The organism is Micrococcaceae bacterium Sec5.1, assembly GCA_039636795.1.
Lineage (GTDB): Bacteria > Actinomycetota > Actinomycetes > Actinomycetales > Micrococcaceae > Arthrobacter.
Genome location: CP143430.1, coordinates 241046 through 258667, shown reverse-complemented (window position 1 = coordinate 258667; position 17622 = coordinate 241046). Strand labels below are relative to the sequence as shown.

Sequence of the window (17622 nt, the reverse complement as noted above, 5' to 3'; positions counted from 1 at the left end):
TTAGTGTTGGCCAACGCCGAATCGTGACGGAGAAAATAGAAAAAGTTTTGGAAGCCGCCAGCGCTAGTGAAAGCCGTTGGCGAAGGACTTGGTAAGGACATGTTGACCGCCGAATTGATAGCTCAACGTGCTGCCAACTTCCGGATTCCCAAGGGAAACGCCCATCTTGAATGCCAGGCTGGCCGGTTCGATGGACGCCGTGGTGCAGCGGATCAACCGATTGTCCGCAGCAGGATCTGAGCACGACCATCCGGTCGGTGCCGAGAATTTCCCCGGGATGAAGGTGGCATTCTCCGGCAAGCTGAAGGTTGTTTCACCGGAACCTGATGCCGGGCCTCCCAGAAGTGAAAAGCCCACACTGATATCGCGCTCGAGTACTCCGACCCCAGCTTCCATGCCAAAAACAGCGTCGACAGACTGTGACGGGGCAGCCGTTGAAGGCGTGGCCTCGGTGGTTGAGGACACTGTCCCGGAGTTCGTGACAACTGCTGCCCGCTGCTTGGCTATTTCCTCGGACACAGGATGCGGCCGAACCTCTTCACTTACAAAAGGTTGTGGCAACTGCACCGCTGGCTGAGCTGGGGACGGCATGATGGGCGCGTCCCTTGCGGGGCTGGACGCCGAGGGGCTGGACGCCGTGGGGCTGGATGCCGAGGGTGACGCGGCGGAGGTGCTTGGAGCATCGCCGGCGTTATTGACCTGGGCACCGGACTGCCCGAACCACGCGACCAGACCAAAAATCGCCACCCCTGCAACAACGGCCGCAGCAGCAGCAACCTTCCCCACGTGGCCGAGGGATCGAACGGTTGCCGGGCCTTCGCCTGTGAGGGCGGAAGAGTTCGATGCTGAGAGCAATCCCGCAACCGCGCCAGGCGTCAACACGATGCCGGTCACCAGGGGGAAGAGGGCCGCCCGCATGGCACCTTGGATGTGGTTGAGTTCAAACAGCAGTGCAGTGCACTTTGAGCACGTCTCCAGATGCGCAGTGACCTTTTCGTGTGAGGTCCGTTTCAGGGCGTTCCGTGCATATTTGCCCAACTGGCCGGAATACTCCGAACACTCATCGTCCGGAGCCACCACCACGTGGTTTTGCAAATAAGCCTGACGCAGTCCCTCCCTTGCCCGTATGAGCAGAGACGACACTCCATTGGGGCTGATACCGATGAACGGCGCAGCAGCGGCGGGCTTCATGCCCTCAATGTCCACATGCCAGAGCACCGCTTGCCAACGTTCTGGCAGCGACTTGAACGCCGCCGCCACGGCGGAGGATTCGAATTCCTTCAGGATGGGATCAGCATCGACGACGGCGGTATCCAGCATGGCATCGTCAGGGGCAGACTGGGTGAGCCTTGCTTTCCGGTTCCGCGCATGCGCCGTCCGCTGCACCACTGTCAGCAGGTAGGCGCGAAAGAACTCCCGTGGTCCTTTGCCGCTGCTAAGGGCCTGGAACACTGATGCGAATGCCTCGGCAACGATGTCGTCGGCGTCACTCGGGTTATCAGTATTCGCCCGCGCAACGTATTGCGCAGCAGCCAAATGCCGCCGGTACAACGAGTCGAAGGCATCGGTGTCGCCGCCGCGGACCATCGCAATTATTACCTGATCAGTGACTGGTCCAGCGGTGATGGTTCCGCCGCTGGAACCAGTATCAAAATCGCTCCCCATAAGCCCAGTGTGACAGCAAATTCCGGGATGACTTGAATCGCAGGGTACTTACGACTAGGGGGTTAAATTACTCGCAATTTCAGCGACACGATCCGGCAGGAAGGTGCACTATTCAGTTGGGAGGCGTCCATTATCAGCGCCCCTGGAGGCGTCAAACGAGACCCGAAAACCCTACTCGTTCTCCGGCTCGCCCACGGGTTTCTCGGCAGGCCAATCGACGTCCTGCTCGTAGCCCTCATGCTTTTGCAGGTATGCGGCGATGTACGGGCAATGGGGAATGATGCGCTTACCGGATGCCACCACATCGTCCAAGGCAAAATGTGCCAGCACCTTGGCCAAGCCCTGGCCCTTGAACGCGGACTTTGTCTCGGTATGGGTGAAATCGATGTGACCGGGCCTATCGATGAATTGGGAAATCACCGCCAACTCCCCGTCTACGCGGAGTTCATAGCGATGGAATTTGTCGTTTCGAACTGTAGTGACGCCAGCGCGGAACGAGTCTGCCAATGATTCAGTGTGCTCGGTCATGATTCGAGATTGGCACGTAAACCCTGCGCTGGCAATGTGGACCGCTTTACCCCGGACGTTGGCGTCCCGTCCGGCCCCGACGGCGGCAGCACCGGCGTCGGGACCCTGCCAAGCAGCAGGACGGCGAGCGCGAAGCAGGCAGCTCCCCCACCCAGGAGCGCCAGCGTCAAGCCATTGAATGCGGCGTCCGCAACGGGGATAAGGACCACGACGGCGGCTGTCACCACAGCGGTGCGCGAGGGACCCCGGGCGTGGCTGGCCGCCGTCGGACGGTTCTCGAGGCGGCCAAGGAGCAGCACCACCGGCAGCAGCAGGGCTATGACGGCGAAGAAGACGGGGATGCGTGCCCACCACCATTCCGCTGTGCCCGCGGCCGGTTTGGGGAAGTCGGCGAGCAAGAGGAGTCCGGACATGCCCACCAGGAGAGGAAGATGCCAGAGGTAAACGGTCATGGACCGGCGGCCCGCCACCGCGATGATCGTCTGGACCCAACGCACAGAGGCGATCCAGCGTATGCCTTTGCCCAGAAGTTGGAGCGTGGCAGTCTGTGAAATGGCCAGCAGAAGCAGGCAAAGATTGGGTGGGTTGATGTTCACCACCATGTTGCCCGGATATACGCCGACGCCGGTCACCAGCCCGAGCAACACATTACTGACCAGGATCGCCCCTACCAGCCAGGTTCTGCTGCGACGCTCAAAAAAGCCGTCGGCCATGAGGAATCCGAGCTGCTGGACTGCGCACCAGACAAACACCATGTTGACGAAGGCAAGAACCGGGACGGCGCCGCGGAGGGAGTCGACGGTAATGATCAGCGCTACGAGAATGCCCAAAGTTGACAGTGGGGCACGCTGATGGAGCCGGGCCATAAGCGGGATGCTGACTTGTGCTGTGAGGTAGGCGGCCAGGAACCAGAGGGGCATCGCGGCCCCGGTGGTCATCAACTGGATCACCTGTGGATCAACGCCGAGGAGCAGGGCCGCCCACAGCCCCGCCCACATCACGGCGAGCAGGGCCATGGCGGGGCGGACCAGGCGAAGGAGCCGCAGCTGGGCGAAGTCGAAGCCCGTGCCGCCGCGTGCTTTCAAGCGCCGCCACGACTGCAACCCGGTGACGCCGCCCAGGACGAAGAACAACGGAACGATCATGAGCACCCAGACGACCGGCGTGAACCAGCCTTGCTCCATGAGCGTGTTTCCCGTGGTGACTTTCCCGTCCCTGTGCAGAACGGGGCTCACCATCATGCAGTGGGCTGCGACCACCAGAAGGAGGCAGATGAAGCGGACCAGGTCGATTGCTGGATCACGCCGAACAGCCGGTTGCGGCTGCACCGGGGGTTGCGGTCCCACTGCTGAGGCTCCCGGCAGAGCCGCGCTCCGGCTGGCGGGAGGATGAACCGGCTTTGTCCGCTGCATGGCCCTCCCTACTAATACACGCCCCTGCGTGTTGACTCCATTGTCCGCCCCGGGTGCCGTGGGGACCAGCGGTGCTGGCGTCGGCAGGTGCTAGTGGCGTGTCCTGCTCAGTAACCGCCTCCGTTCCTCCGGGTCCAAGGCGCCGGCACACGCTGCCGCGGCCAGCCCGAACGATCCATCGAGTACTGCCCTGTCGGCGCCGGCCGAGGCGCCAAAGGCCGCGAACTCGGCGGTGTGATGGGCGGCGCCACGAACGTCGTAGCCAACCATCGGGTGAATGCTTGGCACCAGTTGGGAGACGTTGCCCATGTCCGTTGAGGCCACTGGCTCGTCATTGAAGACAACGTCCCGTCCGATGGCCGTCATGGCCGCCCGGTAGGCATCCGACAGGAACGGGTCTTGTCGGAGTTCGGCGTAGTCATTGCCGGTTGGCGTGACTTCCAGCGTGCAACCGCTGGCGTGGGCGCCTGCTTCGAGGCAGCGCCGGACCTTGTCCTGGATGATTCGCAGCTTCTGGATGCTCGGAGCCCGCATCTCAACGCTCGCCCTTGCACGCTCGGGGATGACGTTGACGGCGCTTCCGCCCTCGGTGACGATCAGCGAAATGATCGACGCGATCGGGAGTTGTTGCCTCGCCAGCGCAATGGCCGTCTGCGCGACGACAAGTGCGTCCAGGGCGTTGACTCCTTCCATCGGGGCAGCAGCGGCGTGGGCCGACCGGCCTTCGAACAGGACGTCCCACATGGACATCGCCAACGACGAACCTCCCACTACGTCGGCCGCACCTGCGTGAACCATCATCGCCAGCGAGACGTCCTCGAAGAAGCCTTCCGCGATCAGGTCCACTTTGCCGCCTGTAGTCTCCTCCGCCGGCGTTCCGAACACCTTGACAGTGATGCCGAGCTCGTCGGCCACCGCCGCCAGGGCCAGCGCTGCTCCGACAGCACTGGCAGCATTGACGTTGTGCCCGCAGGCGTGGCCGATGTCCGGCAGGGCGTCATACTCAACGCAGAGGGCCACCACGAGTTCACCGCTTCCGTAGCTCGCACTGAAGGCGGTGGCGTGGAGTGGCTGGCGATCATCGAAGCGGAAGCCAGCCGTATGGAGCAGCCGCCTGACGCGCTTGATGGCACGGAACTCCTGGCCGCCGAGCTCCGGATCGGCGTGGATGGCGTGGCTGAGGTTCAGCAGGTCCGGCTTCCACCGCTCGATGGCGGCCTTCAGTGGGGCCTCGATCTCGCGTTGGGATACGCGTACGACGGCGGCGCCGCGGCTCGTGCTGTTAAGACGAGTGGCGATCATGCGGACACCACGGCGTTCTCGCGCTTCGGGTAGCGGGCGCTTGCCGCCGCCGCGATCAGTGCGGCCACCGCCAAAGCCCCCCAGATGGACAGAAGCCCGGCCTCGGTGATGCGGCCGGATTCGACGGAGGCTGAGGACAGCAGCTTCACGACTGCGGCACCCACCGCGATGCCGACGGACAGGGCCAGCTCGTTGAGCCCGGCCGCCGTCGACGTTTCTTCCAAGGGAACACCTTCCACGGACAGCGAGCGGGTGCCTGCCTGGTACATTCCCAGGCTCAGGTTGAACATTGCAAAACCGGTGCAGTAACCGGGCAAAGTCCCGTGGGCCACGATCATCACCAGGAATCCGCTTACGAGCAGCAGTCCGGCGAATACCAAGGTGGCACGTTCGCCGAATCGGCGCAGGGCCCGTGCCGTCAACAGCGAGGAAACCAGTGAGAGAACCGAAGCCAAGGCCAACACAACCGCGATCATCAGTGGGCTGAGCGCGAACCCATATCCGGTCTTGTCCGGGTTGGAATGCAGGAAGATGCCGTTGGTGCCGAAGTAGCTGATGGAAGCGAAGCCGAAGAAGAACGTGGCCATGGAAATGGCGCGGATCCGGGGAATTGCCAGCATCCGCAGGTCAACGAACCGGCTGCCGTGGGCGCCGCTGTAGTCGCGCTTTACCCAGTAGGCCAGCAAGGCGAGCCCCAACAGGCCAGCAATCAAAGTCCGGGCATCCAGCCAACCCCATTCAGGTGCCATCGAGAGCGCCACAACAAAACCAATCAGCCCGAGCGAGCAAGCCAGCAACGGCGCCAGTGCGATGCCCTCACGAGTCGGCACTCCGGCGTCGGGCAGTAAGAAGGAAGAGATGAAGGCGACCACTGCGAAGGGAACAGCCACCCAGAAGCCGAGCGTCGGATTGGTGACCCCAACGATTCCGGCGAGGAGCCCGCCTGCTCCCACCATGATCATGAGCATCCCGATCATGACGCTCACGCCAGTGCGCGTGTGTCCAGGGCTGCTAACGCGCAGGATGCCCATCATGAGGGGGATGAAGCCCACCACACAGGTAAGCATGACCACGCCAATCGTCACCGTCCACAGCGTGGGCCACAACGCCATCTGAAGCACTCCGAGCGTCACCACACCTGTGGACCAGCGCAGCACCAGCCTGTATCCATAGCTGTCGCCCAGCCTTGAAATGATCGGGGTGAGGACCGCAAAGCTCACGTTGGAGATCAGGAAGATGCCGTTGATGGTTGGATCGTCAATGTCGAAGACGGGTCCGAGCGCGGGAAGGATGGGGTTCAGGTAACCCTGGGTGACTCCGCTCAATGATTCAATCAATGCCATTGCGAAGATCATTCCCGCAATGGACCGGCGCGTCGTTCCTGACGTCGCCGCTGGTGCTGTCTTGCTTGCCATGTGCTTCCTTGTGGTCTTGGGCCTGTTGAGGCTAGCCCGCCGATTAGTGATGCGAGTCACGACGATATGGCCGTCGCCTAGACTGATCTCGAAATCGTTTGAAATACACATCAGATGGGCGAAAGTGAACGAATCAGCCATAATTTCCGAACTTGACCTCGAAATTGTGAATGCACTCCAGATCAATCCACGCGCCGAATGGAGCCGGATTGCCGACGCCCTTGGCCTGTCCGCGCCCACTGTGGCGAGGAGATGGAACGCCCTCGCCAGCCAGGGCCAGGCGTGGATCACCCCTGCACCTGGCCAGCGTTATCTCAGCGCCGGGTGGTCTGCGTTCATTCATTTGTCATCCTTGCCCAGCGAGAGCGAGGCCCTGATCGAACGGCTGTGCGCTGAGCCTGCGTTCGGCACTGTTTCTTTGGTGACGGGCTCGCACGACCTCTTCATGGACTGCTTTGCGTCGAGCCACGAGGAGCTGATGGATATCGTCACCGGCGCCTTTCCAAAACTGCCCGGCGTCACACGTCGCGAGGTCGTTTTCGTCACCAAGCTGTACCGGCAGGCCTCGGAATGGCGCAGCGGAACGCTGGAACCGGCGCGCGCCCGGCTCATGTCAGCGGAGCCCCTGCCCGCGCACCCCGCCTACGCCCCGGACAGGCTCGATGCAGCGTTATTGGAAGAGTTGGCCAAGGATGGCAGGGCAAGTTGGGCCGAGTTGGGTGCCGCCTGCCGCGTTTCGCCTCAAACAGCACGACGGCGGGTGGAACGGTTCCTTGCGACCGGCTACATGACGCTGAGATGCGATTCGTCCACCTCCGCCCAGCAGGGGCTCCGGGAAGTGACGCTTGTCCTGAACGTTCCAGCCGAGTACGTTGACGGCGTCGGACGCTTCTTCGCTGCCTTGCCCAATTGCCGGCTTAGTGCCCAAGTCCTCGGCGCACAGAACCTGCTGGTCACCCTGTGGGTCCGTGACTATCTGGAAGTCCAAGCCTACGAACGCGAACTGGCCCAGCGGGCTCCGGGAACTGCAGTCATGTCCAGGCAGGCGGTAGTCCGGACTTACAAGCGGCTCGGCCATGTCCTTGATGCAGCAGGTTGCAGCCGCACCGTGGTCCCCCTGCCTCTCTGGAGGGAACCTTCCTAAGCGTTATCCACAACTGCCTGTCGTGCTCTGGACGGAATGGCGAAACACCGGCAGGATCGAACCCATGACTACGTCCATTTTCGTGAACCTGCCCGTCAGCGACCTCGAGGCGTCCAAGGCCTTCTACACGGCCCTTGGCTACTCCATCAATCCAAACTTCACCGATGAGACAGCCGCTTGCGTCGTGTTCAGCGACACCATCTACACAATGCTCCTGACGCACGACAAGTTCAGTCAGTTCACTGATCAGCCCATCGCGGACACCCGGAACTCGGCCGGGGCGATTGTTGCCATCTCTGCCGACAGCCGCGAAGGTGTTGATGTCCTCGCCACTAAGGCTGTGGAAGCCGGAGGTTCCGAGACGTACGATCCCAGGGACCTCGGGTTCATGTACAGCAGGGCGTTCCGCGACCTCGACGGCCACCACTGGGAGGTTGTCTATATGGACCAGGCCGCAGCGCAGAGTGGCCCGCCGGAGCACTAAGGCGCATCGGCCCCGCTGGCTCTAGCCCAGCGCCAAAGCCAGCACACCAAGCACGACGGCGAGCAGCGGCGTTGTCCCCTGGAGAACCGCAGGGCGGAGGTACTTTTTGCCGCTCGCTGCGAGCACCAGCGCCGCAAGGAGCATGGAACCGCAGCAGCTGAATACGAGGGTCCAGCCAACCTGCGGTGCACCCATGGCCACTGCGATGATGCCTACTAGTGCGCCAATGGCCAGGAACAGATTGTAGAAGCCCTGGTTGTAGGCGAGCGGCTTGGTGGTTTCGGCATCAGCCTGCGACGTGACGCTGAACCGCTTCCACGTGGCTGGCTTGGTCCATGTGATGGACTCCATCGTGAAGATGTACACGTGGAGCAACGCCGCAAGCAGGGCAAAAATCAGGGAGGCCAGGATCATGGTCTGATCCTAGCCTCCCTGCGTTACAGAGCCTGTGAGGGCGGGGTTGTGTCAGTCACTCAGCATCGCCAGCGTTGCTCCGGCGAAGGACCACGCGGAACCATTCCATCGAGCCAGCAGGCCTTGGAGGTTCTCACCGTCTGCCCGGTGCGCGGGGGTTTCGGCTTCAAGGGTGGCCAGGATTCCGGTGCGCAGCTCGGTGTTGAAGTTCACCTTGCCGACCTGCATGGAAGGAGCTTTTGCGAGCTGCTCAGCCGGGATGCCTGAGGCGCCATGCAGCACCAAAGGCACGTCCGTCCGCGCAGCAACTTCCTGGAGTACGTCCCAGCGGATGTTGGGCTCACCCTTGTACTTTCCGTGGACGTTACCCACGGCTACCGCCAGGAGTTGGGCACCAGTGCGTGCAACGAAGTCCGCCACCTGCGAAGGGTCAGTCAGCCCGGCGACTGAAGTATCGGCGTCGGGCGCTGAACCTTCCGTACCGAAAGCCTTGTCTTCGTCACCGGCGAGGCCGCCAAGTTCTGCTTCGATCACGACGTCGAACGCGCCCTGGGCATCCAAGGCGGCACGGACTTCGCGGACCAAGGCTATGTTGTCCTCGTAGGCCAAGGATGAACCGTCGGCCAGGACTGCATCCGCCCCGGCTGCCACAGAATCCTTGATGACCTGCAGGTCCGAGGCGTGATCCAGTTGGACCGATACGGGAACGCTGGCGTCGTCGGCCAGGCCGCGAAGTGCTGCGATGAGCCGGAGTCCGTTGGGAGTGGATGCCGTCTTGGGTGCTACCAGCAGGATCACACCGAGCCTGGCTTCCTCCGCCGCCGAAACAACGGCCAACGCAGTGGTGAAGTCGTAGCAGGTGAAAGCCGGAACAGCAGAGCCATCAGCGAGGGCGGAGATGACCAGCTGATCGAGTTTGGCGCGCATTAGTGGGCCAAACCTCCCACCAGGATCCATGCGACGTACGTCAGTACGAAGCCGGCCAGGCCGAGGATCGTGGTGAGGACTGTCCAGGTTTTGAGACCGTCGGTCACGGTAAGCCCGTAGTACCTGATCACGGTCCAGAAACCTGCGTCCGTCACGTGGGACAACCCCAAGGCGCCGAATCCGATGGCGATCACGATCACGGCGATCTGGGCGGGCGTGTAGCCGCCTTCCATCACAGCGGAGGTAAGCAGGCCCGTCGTCGTGACAATGGCGACGGTGGCCGAACCCTGGGCGGCGCGGAGTGCCAGGGAGATGATGAAGCCGAGCACGATCACCGGCAAGCCCAGGCTGTCCAGGGTGTGGGACAGGGCTGCGCCGATGCCGGAGGTGCGGAGGACTTCACCGAACACGCCGCCCGCTGCGACAACCATGAGGATTGACGCAATCGGAGGAAGGGCGCCTTCGAAGATCTCACCGGTTTCCTTAAGTGACCAGTTGCGGCGGACCGCCAGCAGGAAGAAGGAGAGGGCTACAGCTACAAGGAGCGCGAAGAACGGGTTGCCGATGAACGCAGCCACGCCGTACCAGTAGTTGTCTTTGGCAATGGTCAGCGTTCCCAGGGTGCCCACGAGGATCTGGACGATCGGAGCAGCGATCAGGAACATGATCAGGCCCGGACGGGGTGGGGCGATGGCGCGGGCGCCGGGACCGTCATGGCCAACGTGCACGAGCGAGTCAGCGGAACCGAACTCGTCCACCTGCGCCTTGACGCCAGCGAGCAGTTCGTAGTCTTTGCGGTTCATGATGCTGGCAACCCAGTAGGACAGGAAGCCCAGGGGCACGCAGATGATGAGCGAGATAAGAGTGATAAGCCCAATGTCGGCGCCAAAGACACCAGCGCCCGCAACGATTCCCGGGTGGGGCGGCACAGCCACGTGAATGGACAGCATGATGCCGGCCATGGGCAGGCCGAACTTGATCGGGTGAACGTTCGCGATCTTGGCGAAGGCGTAAACAATCGGGACGAGGACGATGACGCCAACCTCGAAGAACACCGGAATCGCCACGAGGAAGCCCACGGCCGTCAAAGCGATGGCAACGCGTTTGGCTCCGAGCTTCTCAGTGAAATGCGTGGCCAGCGACTGCACGCCGCCGGATACCTCAATCATGCGGCCAAGAATGGCGCCGAGGGCAATCAACAAAGCAACCTTGCCCATGGTGCTGCCAACACCGTTGGCCACCACGGTGAAGATGTCCTTGAGCGGAATCTGGGCCGCCACGCCTACCAGGATGCTGACAGCCAACAGGGCAACAAAGGCCTGGATCTTGAAGCGGATGATCAGCACCAGCAGCAGGGCAATGCCCGCGGCCGCGATGGTCAGCAACAAGGGTGTTCCCAGTTCCACTGCCGGTTTGATAGCAGGGGCATCGGCAGCCCGGACCATCAAGGAGTTGATGAGGGGATTCATTGGGGGTGTCTCCTTTGACATACCAGTCTAAAAGACCGGCGGGAGGTGGCGACGACGACGAAGGGGGGACCGCCGGCGTCGCGGGTTTTTGGTGGGTTAGTTGGTGCGCTTTGTGGGCGCGACAACCTTGATGACGGCGGAGTCGTCGGCGGCGGCGAGGCCCTGGGCCTGGCCGAGAAGGTAAAGCTGTTCTGCAGCAGCAGCAACCGGTGCAGCAAGGCCGGCAGCGCGGGTGGCCTTGCCGACGATGCCCATGTCCTTGACGAAGATGTCGAGGCGGCTGAGGACCTCGGCGCCTTCCTCCGTATAGGCCTCCAGGATGCGGGGGCCGCGGTTGGAGAGCATAAAGGAGCCCGCAGCGCCGGCTTCGAGGGCGGCGAGGGTCTTGGCTTGATCCAGTCCCAGGGCATCCGCCAGAGCCATGGCCTCGGCAGCAGCAGCGATATGCACACCGCACAAAAGCTGGTTGACGGTCTTGAGGGCCTGGCCATCGCCGGGCTTGTCGCCAACAATGCTCAGGGTAGAAGCCAACAGCTCCAGCGCGGGCCGGGCCTTTTCGAGGGCCTCTGGTTCGGCTCCAACAACAATGAGCAGGTCGCCTTCACCCGCGCGCTTCGGGCCGCCGGACAGCGGAGCATCCACCAGCGCGACTCCATACCCTGCGAGCTTTTCGACTGTGGCCGGGATGGCCTCGGTGCCAACGGTGCTGCCGAGGATGACGACTGCGCCGGGCTTAAGAACCGAGGCAACGCCGTTTTCGCCGAACAGGACATCGTTGAGCTGCTCACCGTTGCGAACGGCCAGGAGCAGCGCGTCGGCATCCTGCGAAGCTTCGCGGGCAGAAGCGAAAGTCTTGATACCGGCTGCTGCAGCGAGCTCCAAGCGGGGTTCGGCGATATCGAAACCGTGGACGGTCAGCTCAGAGGCCAGGCGGGTGGCCATGGGCAGGCCCATGGCGCCTAGGCCCAGGACGGTGATGGTGTAGTTGCTGCTGGTCATGGTGTTCTCCATTGAATTTTGTGGGCTTCCGGGAGTTTAGAAAGTGGCGCTGAGTTTGCGGGTGACCTGGGCGAGGGATTGGTCATCGCCCACGTTGCCGGCGAACACGATGTACGGGATGCCTTTCGCGGGGCCATCCACCGGTTCCCAGAGCGAGACGATGCCCGGCAGCATGGGCCCGCGGACGATCGCGTGGCGGATCTCCAAGCCGTGCGCCGCAACGTCCGAGGACGTGATGCCGCCCTTGGCGATGACGAACCGCGGCGCGAAGGTTTTCAACGTCCGGTTCACTACATTCACGACGGCGGCGGAGACGGTGCGGGCGATCTTCAGGCTCGCTGCGGCGTCGTCGGTCTTAATGAGCAGGCGGCTGGTGTGGACGATGACGTCGCCTTGGTGGAGGGCGTCGACGACGTCGGACACCACCGTGGCGATGTAACCGTCAGCTTGAGGAGCTAGCAACTTCTCAACGTCGATCTCGATAATGCGCGCAGAGCTGTGCGCGGCCGTCAAGGCGCTGAGCTGGCGGGTGGTCACACCCACGTGCGAGCCGACCACTATCAGGCCACCGGCCGTAGAGGGAGTGTTGCCTGCGTACGCTTCTTCGGAGGTCAAGGCGGTGCGGATTTCCTGACCGATGCGGCCACGGACGAACGGTGGGCCCACGCGGTAGAGGAGCTTCTTGCCGCGGCGTTCGGCTTCTTCGAGGCCAAGCGCGAGGGCCCGGAGGTCGTTCTCTGTGACGACGTCGGCCACGACCGGAGTCGAGTTCGTGGCCGGTTCAAGAGCATCGGCGATCGCTTTGGCGGAAATGGCGGGGTCCTGGGCGGAGGCCCCGGCGCGGATAATGTTCAGATCCAGAACGATCACGTCGCTGGCGGGGAACCGGCCGTGCGACTTCTCCTCCACATACTTGGCCATCTCGGAGTTGACGAAGCCGAAGCTGGCATCCTTGGCGAATTCTGTCTCTGCCACGGGGGTGAGCTTGCCAGCTTCTTCCCCGGTGCCGCGCATGTAGTGCACGCCGCCGATGGTGACCCTTCCTGCGTCGGGGAATGCTGGGACAATTACTACGCCGTCAGTGGTTTCACCGGTCTCGGCCGCAACCGTGGCGGCAATGACATCGGGCTCCAGCGGGTAGTGGCCACGCAGGGTGGAGTCGCTGCGGCTGACGAAGCCCAGCTTCACGTTGCCGGCTGCCGCCGCGAGTGCGTTGCGAACGATTTCCTCATTCCGCACTGCCGCCTCGGCCGGGTCCAGGCTACGGGTGTTGGTCAGGACGTACACGGCGGGCTTGGTTTGGTTCTCCCGTATGTAGGCAAAGGCCCAGGAAAAATCAGCGACGTCCCAACGCGTGAGGACGGCGAGGTCCGAAACAGACTGGGTTCCGGTGGGGTCGTCATCAAGAACGACCAGGACGCGTGGGGCCTCGGCCGAAGACGCAGCAACAGCCTCAGCAACCAGCTGGGCAGGAATGTGTACTTCCGCCGGGAAAGCGGCCAGAACGTCGGCTTCAAGGGTCACTGTGCACTCCATCGTGGGAAATCTTTGTAGCGGTTTCGTGAATGTAAGATGTCAGACATCTAACATTTCATAGCCAGTGTGACACAACGCTCTTCACCGCGCAAGATGCCGTGCCTCACTAGTCTGGAGACATGGCCGGCACCGCAGCTCCGCTCCCGTTTGTGGATGTTCGAACCCCCACGTCTTCCCCCGGAGGGCAAGTCCCCGTCGTGCTGATTCACGGCTGGGCCTCGGGCTCCGTGTACTGGGAGCCGCTCGCGAAAATACTGCTCGACGCCGGACGCGAAGTTTGGATTCTCGACCTCCCGGGCTATCACCCGGGCCAGGACCTGCCGTCCGACTTCCCTTGGACGTTGGACACCGCCGCCGCTTCCGTTGCAGCAGCGATCCGCACGCGCACAGAAGGGCCGGTACACCTTGTGGGGCATTCGATGGGTGGCAGCGTCTCACTGACCTTGGCTGCAGAGCACCCAGAACTAGTGGCCACGCTGGCCTTGGTAGGAATGGTTCCGGCGCCTCAAAACGAGGCGTTCAAGAGCCTCCTGATGTCACAGCTTGAGCAGGGATTCTTCGACGCCGATACCAGGCTGAAGCTCATGAACGCCTGGTACGGGGACCTCTCCGCGGAAGACATGGAGCTGCTCAGCAAAGGATTCGATACGCCGTTCCGGATTCTGTCCGCCAGCGCCTGGGCGGCCATGACCGGCGTCGAACCTTCAGTGCCCAGCCGCGTTCAGGCGCCGCTGCTGGTGATCGCTGGAACCGAGGACCGCCTGCGGTCCATCGAGCAGATGACCGCGTTCGTGGCGGCAAGCCCAACACGCACCTTGAAGGTAATTCCCGACGCCGGCCACAGCGTCCACTGGGAGCAGCCGGAAGAATGCGCTAAGACTTTGTGTGAATTTTGGAAAACGAGCTGGCCACCGCCAGCGTAAGATGTCTGACAACCATCCGCGCCTGGAGGAAAACATCCATGAGGTGCCGGATGGTCTGAATTACAGGAAATGGGGATACATGGCACGTAAGTCGCTGGTGGGCGTCGTTGCTGATGAGCTGCTGGACCGGATCATCGCGGGCGAGTTTCCGCCCGGGACAATTGTCCCTGGCGAACTGGAGCTCAGCGCCCGGCACGAGGTGAGCCGCATGACCGTGCGCGAAGCCATGAAGACCCTCGAGGCGCAGCGGATCCTCAGCGTGGAACGTGGCCGCGGTACGTTCGTTAATCCGCTCAACCAGTGGGCATCCCTGGAGGCAGTCCTGCGTGCCGCTTCCGAGGGAACCAAAGATGCGGCCGCCGCCGTCCAGCTCATCGAGCTACGCCGGATGCTGGAGACCGGCGCTTGCGAACTCGCTGCGGAACGTATCTCGGACAATGAACTGATCGCCCTCAAAGAGCACGTCGAAAAGATGCAGGCCGCACACGAGGTTAATGACGTGGCCGCCTTTGTGGAAGCTGATCTCGCCTTCCACGATGTCATCCTCCACGCCTCGGGCAACGTGTTCGTGGCCGTACTGTTCGAGCCACTGCATCGTGTACTCGAAGCGCGGCGCACGGAGACCTCAGCCTTCGCTGACATCCAGGAGCACGCGATCGGCCATCACCGGAAAATCGCGGCGGCCTTGGAGTCACGGAATCCGCATGAGGCCCGGCTGGCCATGGACGCCCACATGCAGCAGACCTTGGACGATCTGAAGACGTACGTCCTGGAGGCGTAGACCCAAGTGCCTTGGCGGATGTCTACTATTGTAGTTATAAGTGCACAATAGTAGATCTGGGAGACGCCATGCGGCTGCAGAACCCGCTGACGACCATCAGCCCCACGCTTGACATGGGTGTGCTGTACGTCTTGGCGCGCGCTGATGCCGAGTTCACAGCCCCCAACCTCTCCAACCTTCTTCCCGAGCGCAGTTCCCTTGCCGGCGTTCGCAAGGCCCTGATTCGCCTCGTCGCTCAGGGCATCGTCTTGGACAAGGTGGCCGGAAGAACGCACGTTTTCCGGCTCAACCGTGATCACCTTTTGGCCGAGGCAGTGATCGCGATGGCCTTCACAAAGGATCGCCTCTTCGCCCGCATCCGGAGCGAAATCAAGATGTGGGAATTCTCGCCCCTGGTCGTCACGATCTTTGGCTCAGCTGCACGTAACGACATGCGCAACGATAGCGATATAGACCTTTTCATAGCCCTCAATGACTCCAGTGACGAGTCGCAGGCTGACAACAGGATTGCGCAGCTGGCCGCCGATGTCAGTGCGTGGACAGGCAACGACACGCGGCCCCTGGTCTATCTGGAGTCCGAAGTTGCACCCTCCCCGATCTTCGATTCGATCATCACCGACGGGTACACACTTTTCGGCGACGCTACCTGGCTGAGGCGCGTACTACGCGCCGACAGCGTCGCGTAAATGAGGACCGCCCAAGGAAGCGAAGCAATCCGCCTGGGTCGTTTGAATAAGGCTGTGCAATTCCAAAAAGTTGCCTTGGACGCACTCGAACTGGCTGAGGAACACCATGAAGTGGCTGATGCCGTGGCAACACTCTGCGTCCACGCCGGCATTGCCGCCTCTGACGCCATCTGCATTGCCCGACTCGGACGATTCGCACAGAGTCAAGACCACAGTGAGGCTGCGGGCCTTCTGAGGACGGTAGATGAAGCTGCAGCCAAGCACTTAACCACTCTGCTGGGCATGAAAACTCGCGCTGGCTACGGGCACCATGCCGTCACCACGGAGCAGCTCAAGAAAGCCACAAGGGCCATGAGCGCCTTGTTGGAATTCGCCCGAAGATAGCACCCAGGGGCTGGCCGAAGCTTTTGCCAAGGCCATGAATTCTCCCTGAACAGCAAGCAGAGGCCGTTTTGAGCTTCCAAAACAGCCTCTGCTGCTACCTAATAAGAAAGGGCTACGCGTCCACGTCCGTGTTCACGATGTAGACGTCGCACGGAGCACCGTGTGCCACGCTGTTGGCGATGCTGCCAAGGACACGGCCCAGGCCCTTCATCCGCTTGTTTCCTACCACGATCAGCGAGGCGTTGTTGGTCTCGGCGTAGTTGATGAGCGCGTTGGCCGGCGTACCGCGGGCTGCGAAGTACTTGATGTTGCCACTGGGGACGTCAAGTTCCTCAGAGACCTTGCGGGCCACGTATTCTGCGGAGTCGGCCGAAGAAACGGTGATCCGGTCGCTGCCGCTGCCAAATTCTTCAATGCGGTCATCGGAGAACCCGCTGATGACATGCAACTCGGCGCCAAGGGCTGTGGCAAGCTTCGCTGCTGCCACTGCTGCGCGTTTGGCCGTTTCGCTGCTGTCAACGCCGACGACAATAACTTCAGACATGAGTACTCCTGGTTGTGGGAATTCACTGGTGGTGCTGCTCAAAATCTACACTCCATCGTGATCCCCCGCCGGGACCTGGCATCTTCCAACCGAGTGTTTACGATCCGGTGTGTCCGGGTAGGGATAAGTCATCGGAACCATCACGCGACCGAAAGGCAAGGACATGAGCGAGGCATCATTTTCCCCGCAAACCGCCATCGTCACAGGATCTGACTCTGGGATAGGACGCGCCACGGCGGTTGCTCTGGCCAAGGCAGGCATGGATGTCGGCATCACCTGGCACACCGACCAGCAGGGTGCCGAGGACACCGCAGAAGAAGTCCGCGGCCTGGGCCGCAAAGCGGTGGTGCAGCACTTGGACACCACCAAAGTCTCCGAAACCGCTGCAAGCATTGACAAGCTTGCCGAGGAACTTGGCGGCGTGGACGTGTTCGTCAACAACTCCGGAACGGGCGACGGCACCAAGTTCCTGGAACTGGACTACGACACCTGGATGTCCACCTTGGACACCAACCTCAACGGTGCATTCGTGGCTATGCAGACAGCCGCCAAACGCATGGTCAATGCGGGCCGCGGCGGGCGCATCATCGCTGTCACCAGCGTGCACGAGTTCCAGCCGCGCGTTGGAGCTTCTGCCTACGACGCCTCCAAGCACGGCCTTGGCGGGCTCATCAAGACCATGGCTTTGGAACTTGCAGAGTTTGGCATCACCGCCAACAACGTTGCTCCCGGTGAGATCGCAACGCCCATGACGGGGCAAACGGACGAGGACCCAAGGCAGAAGGAGCGGCCGGGCGTACCCCTTGGCCGCCCCGGTGACGCACGGGAAATTGCCGCCGTCATCGCTTTCCTGGCCTCCCCGGATTCCAGCTACGTCACTGGCGCCTCGTGGCCCGTGGACGGTGGAATGCTCCAAATGGGACCGCACGCAGGATCGCACATCACGGGCAACGACTGGCGCGAAAGCTGAGCCCGCCAGACCTCTGGCCCGCACGGACGTCCGTGGGCT

18 protein-coding genes are annotated in these 17622 nt (G+C 62.2%); 7 read left to right on the top strand and 11 right to left on the bottom strand.

Features of this window, described 5'->3' with window-relative positions; genetic code table 11:
- Positions 1 to 63: 63 nt before the first annotated feature.
- The 5 genes from VUN82_01305 to VUN82_01285 all read right to left on the bottom strand — a co-directional run bounded on the left by VUN82_01305 (position 64) and on the right by VUN82_01285 (position 6322).
- Positions 64 to 1665 carry an RNA polymerase sigma factor gene (locus VUN82_01305; protein XAS72524.1) on the bottom strand — a complete coding sequence of 534 codons (1602 nt, stop codon included), beginning with the start codon at positions 1663 to 1665 and terminating at the stop codon, positions 64 to 66.
- Between the two features lie 171 nt (positions 1666 to 1836).
- Positions 1837 to 2193 carry a GNAT family N-acetyltransferase gene (locus tag VUN82_01300; protein XAS72523.1) on the bottom strand — a complete coding sequence of 119 codons (357 nt, stop codon included), beginning with the start codon at positions 2191 to 2193 and terminating at the stop codon, positions 1837 to 1839.
- The gene (locus VUN82_01295) at positions 2190 to 3605 is read right to left on the bottom strand and encodes an acyltransferase (protein XAS72522.1); all 1416 of its coding nucleotides are present in this window, start codon (positions 3603 to 3605) and stop codon (positions 2190 to 2192) included. The genes VUN82_01300 and VUN82_01295 overlap by 4 nt, the downstream gene beginning before the upstream one ends.
- 90 nt (positions 3606 to 3695) lie before the next feature.
- Positions 3696 to 4907, bottom strand: coding sequence for an amidohydrolase (locus VUN82_01290; protein ID XAS72521.1), 1212 nt, complete (start codon positions 4905 to 4907; stop codon positions 3696 to 3698).
- On the bottom strand, positions 4904 to 6322 hold the full coding sequence (locus VUN82_01285; protein XAS72520.1) for an MFS transporter: 1419 nt from the start codon (positions 6320 to 6322) through the stop codon (positions 4904 to 4906). Before VUN82_01285 ends, VUN82_01290 begins: the two co-directional genes overlap by 4 nt.
- Positions 6323 to 6446: 124 nt before the next feature.
- On the opposite strand from VUN82_01285, the gene VUN82_01280 reads away from it, so the two are divergent.
- Positions 6447 to 7466, top strand: a complete 1020-nt coding sequence (locus VUN82_01280) for an Lrp/AsnC family transcriptional regulator (GenBank protein XAS72519.1) — start codon at positions 6447 to 6449, stop codon at positions 7464 to 7466.
- A gap of 64 nt (positions 7467 to 7530) precedes the next feature.
- The gene (locus VUN82_01275) at positions 7531 to 7950 is read left to right on the top strand and encodes a VOC family protein (GenBank protein ID XAS72518.1); all 420 of its coding nucleotides are present in this window, start codon (positions 7531 to 7533) and stop codon (positions 7948 to 7950) included.
- 21 nt (positions 7951 to 7971) lie between these two features.
- Here VUN82_01275 and VUN82_01270 read toward each other — a convergent pair whose 3' ends face one another.
- The 5 genes from VUN82_01270 to VUN82_01250 all read right to left on the bottom strand — a co-directional run bounded on the left by VUN82_01270 (position 7972) and on the right by VUN82_01250 (position 13283).
- A complete protein-coding gene (locus tag VUN82_01270) occupies positions 7972 to 8364 on the bottom strand; it encodes a DUF1304 domain-containing protein (GenBank protein ID XAS72517.1) in 393 nt (130 codons plus the stop codon).
- Between the two features lie 51 nt (positions 8365 to 8415).
- The gene (locus VUN82_01265; GenBank protein XAS72516.1) at positions 8416 to 9291 is read right to left on the bottom strand and encodes a class II fructose-bisphosphate aldolase; all 876 of its coding nucleotides are present in this window, start codon (positions 9289 to 9291) and stop codon (positions 8416 to 8418) included.
- Complete coding sequence (locus VUN82_01260) at positions 9291 to 10760, bottom strand: GntP family transporter (GenBank protein ID XAS72515.1); 1470 nt, start codon at positions 10758 to 10760, stop codon at positions 9291 to 9293. The genes VUN82_01265 and VUN82_01260 overlap by 1 nt, the downstream gene beginning before the upstream one ends.
- Positions 10761 to 10856: 96 nt before the next feature.
- Complete coding sequence (locus VUN82_01255) at positions 10857 to 11759, bottom strand: NAD(P)-dependent oxidoreductase (protein XAS72514.1); 903 nt, start codon at positions 11757 to 11759, stop codon at positions 10857 to 10859.
- 36 nt (positions 11760 to 11795) lie between these two features.
- Positions 11796 to 13283, bottom strand: a complete 1488-nt coding sequence (locus VUN82_01250) for a four-carbon acid sugar kinase family protein (GenBank protein ID XAS72513.1) — start codon at positions 13281 to 13283, stop codon at positions 11796 to 11798.
- Positions 13284 to 13414: 131 nt separating this feature from the next.
- Here VUN82_01250 and VUN82_01245 point away from each other — a divergent pair, with 131 nt between their 5' ends.
- From VUN82_01245 to VUN82_01230, 4 genes are all read left to right on the top strand, one after another.
- The gene (locus VUN82_01245; protein ID XAS72512.1) at positions 13415 to 14218 is read left to right on the top strand and encodes an alpha/beta hydrolase; all 804 of its coding nucleotides are present in this window, start codon (positions 13415 to 13417) and stop codon (positions 14216 to 14218) included.
- A 79-nt stretch (positions 14219 to 14297) separates the two neighbouring features.
- On the top strand, positions 14298 to 14999 hold the full coding sequence (locus VUN82_01240; protein ID XAS74575.1) for a FadR/GntR family transcriptional regulator: 702 nt from the start codon (positions 14298 to 14300) through the stop codon (positions 14997 to 14999).
- A gap of 68 nt (positions 15000 to 15067) precedes the next feature.
- Positions 15068 to 15685, top strand: coding sequence for a nucleotidyltransferase domain-containing protein (locus tag VUN82_01235; protein ID XAS72511.1), 618 nt, complete (start codon positions 15068 to 15070; stop codon positions 15683 to 15685).
- Complete coding sequence (locus VUN82_01230) at positions 15686 to 16069, top strand: hypothetical protein (protein XAS72510.1); 384 nt, start codon at positions 15686 to 15688, stop codon at positions 16067 to 16069.
- Positions 16070 to 16181: 112 nt separating this feature from the next.
- Here VUN82_01230 and VUN82_01225 read toward each other — a convergent pair whose 3' ends face one another.
- The gene (locus VUN82_01225; protein ID XAS72509.1) at positions 16182 to 16613 is read right to left on the bottom strand and encodes a universal stress protein; all 432 of its coding nucleotides are present in this window, start codon (positions 16611 to 16613) and stop codon (positions 16182 to 16184) included.
- A 163-nt stretch (positions 16614 to 16776) separates the two neighbouring features.
- Here VUN82_01225 and VUN82_01220 point away from each other — a divergent pair, with 163 nt between their 5' ends.
- Positions 16777 to 17583 carry an SDR family oxidoreductase gene (locus VUN82_01220; protein ID XAS72508.1) on the top strand — a complete coding sequence of 269 codons (807 nt, stop codon included), beginning with the start codon at positions 16777 to 16779 and terminating at the stop codon, positions 17581 to 17583.
- The last annotated feature ends 39 nt before the right edge of the window (positions 17584 to 17622 follow it).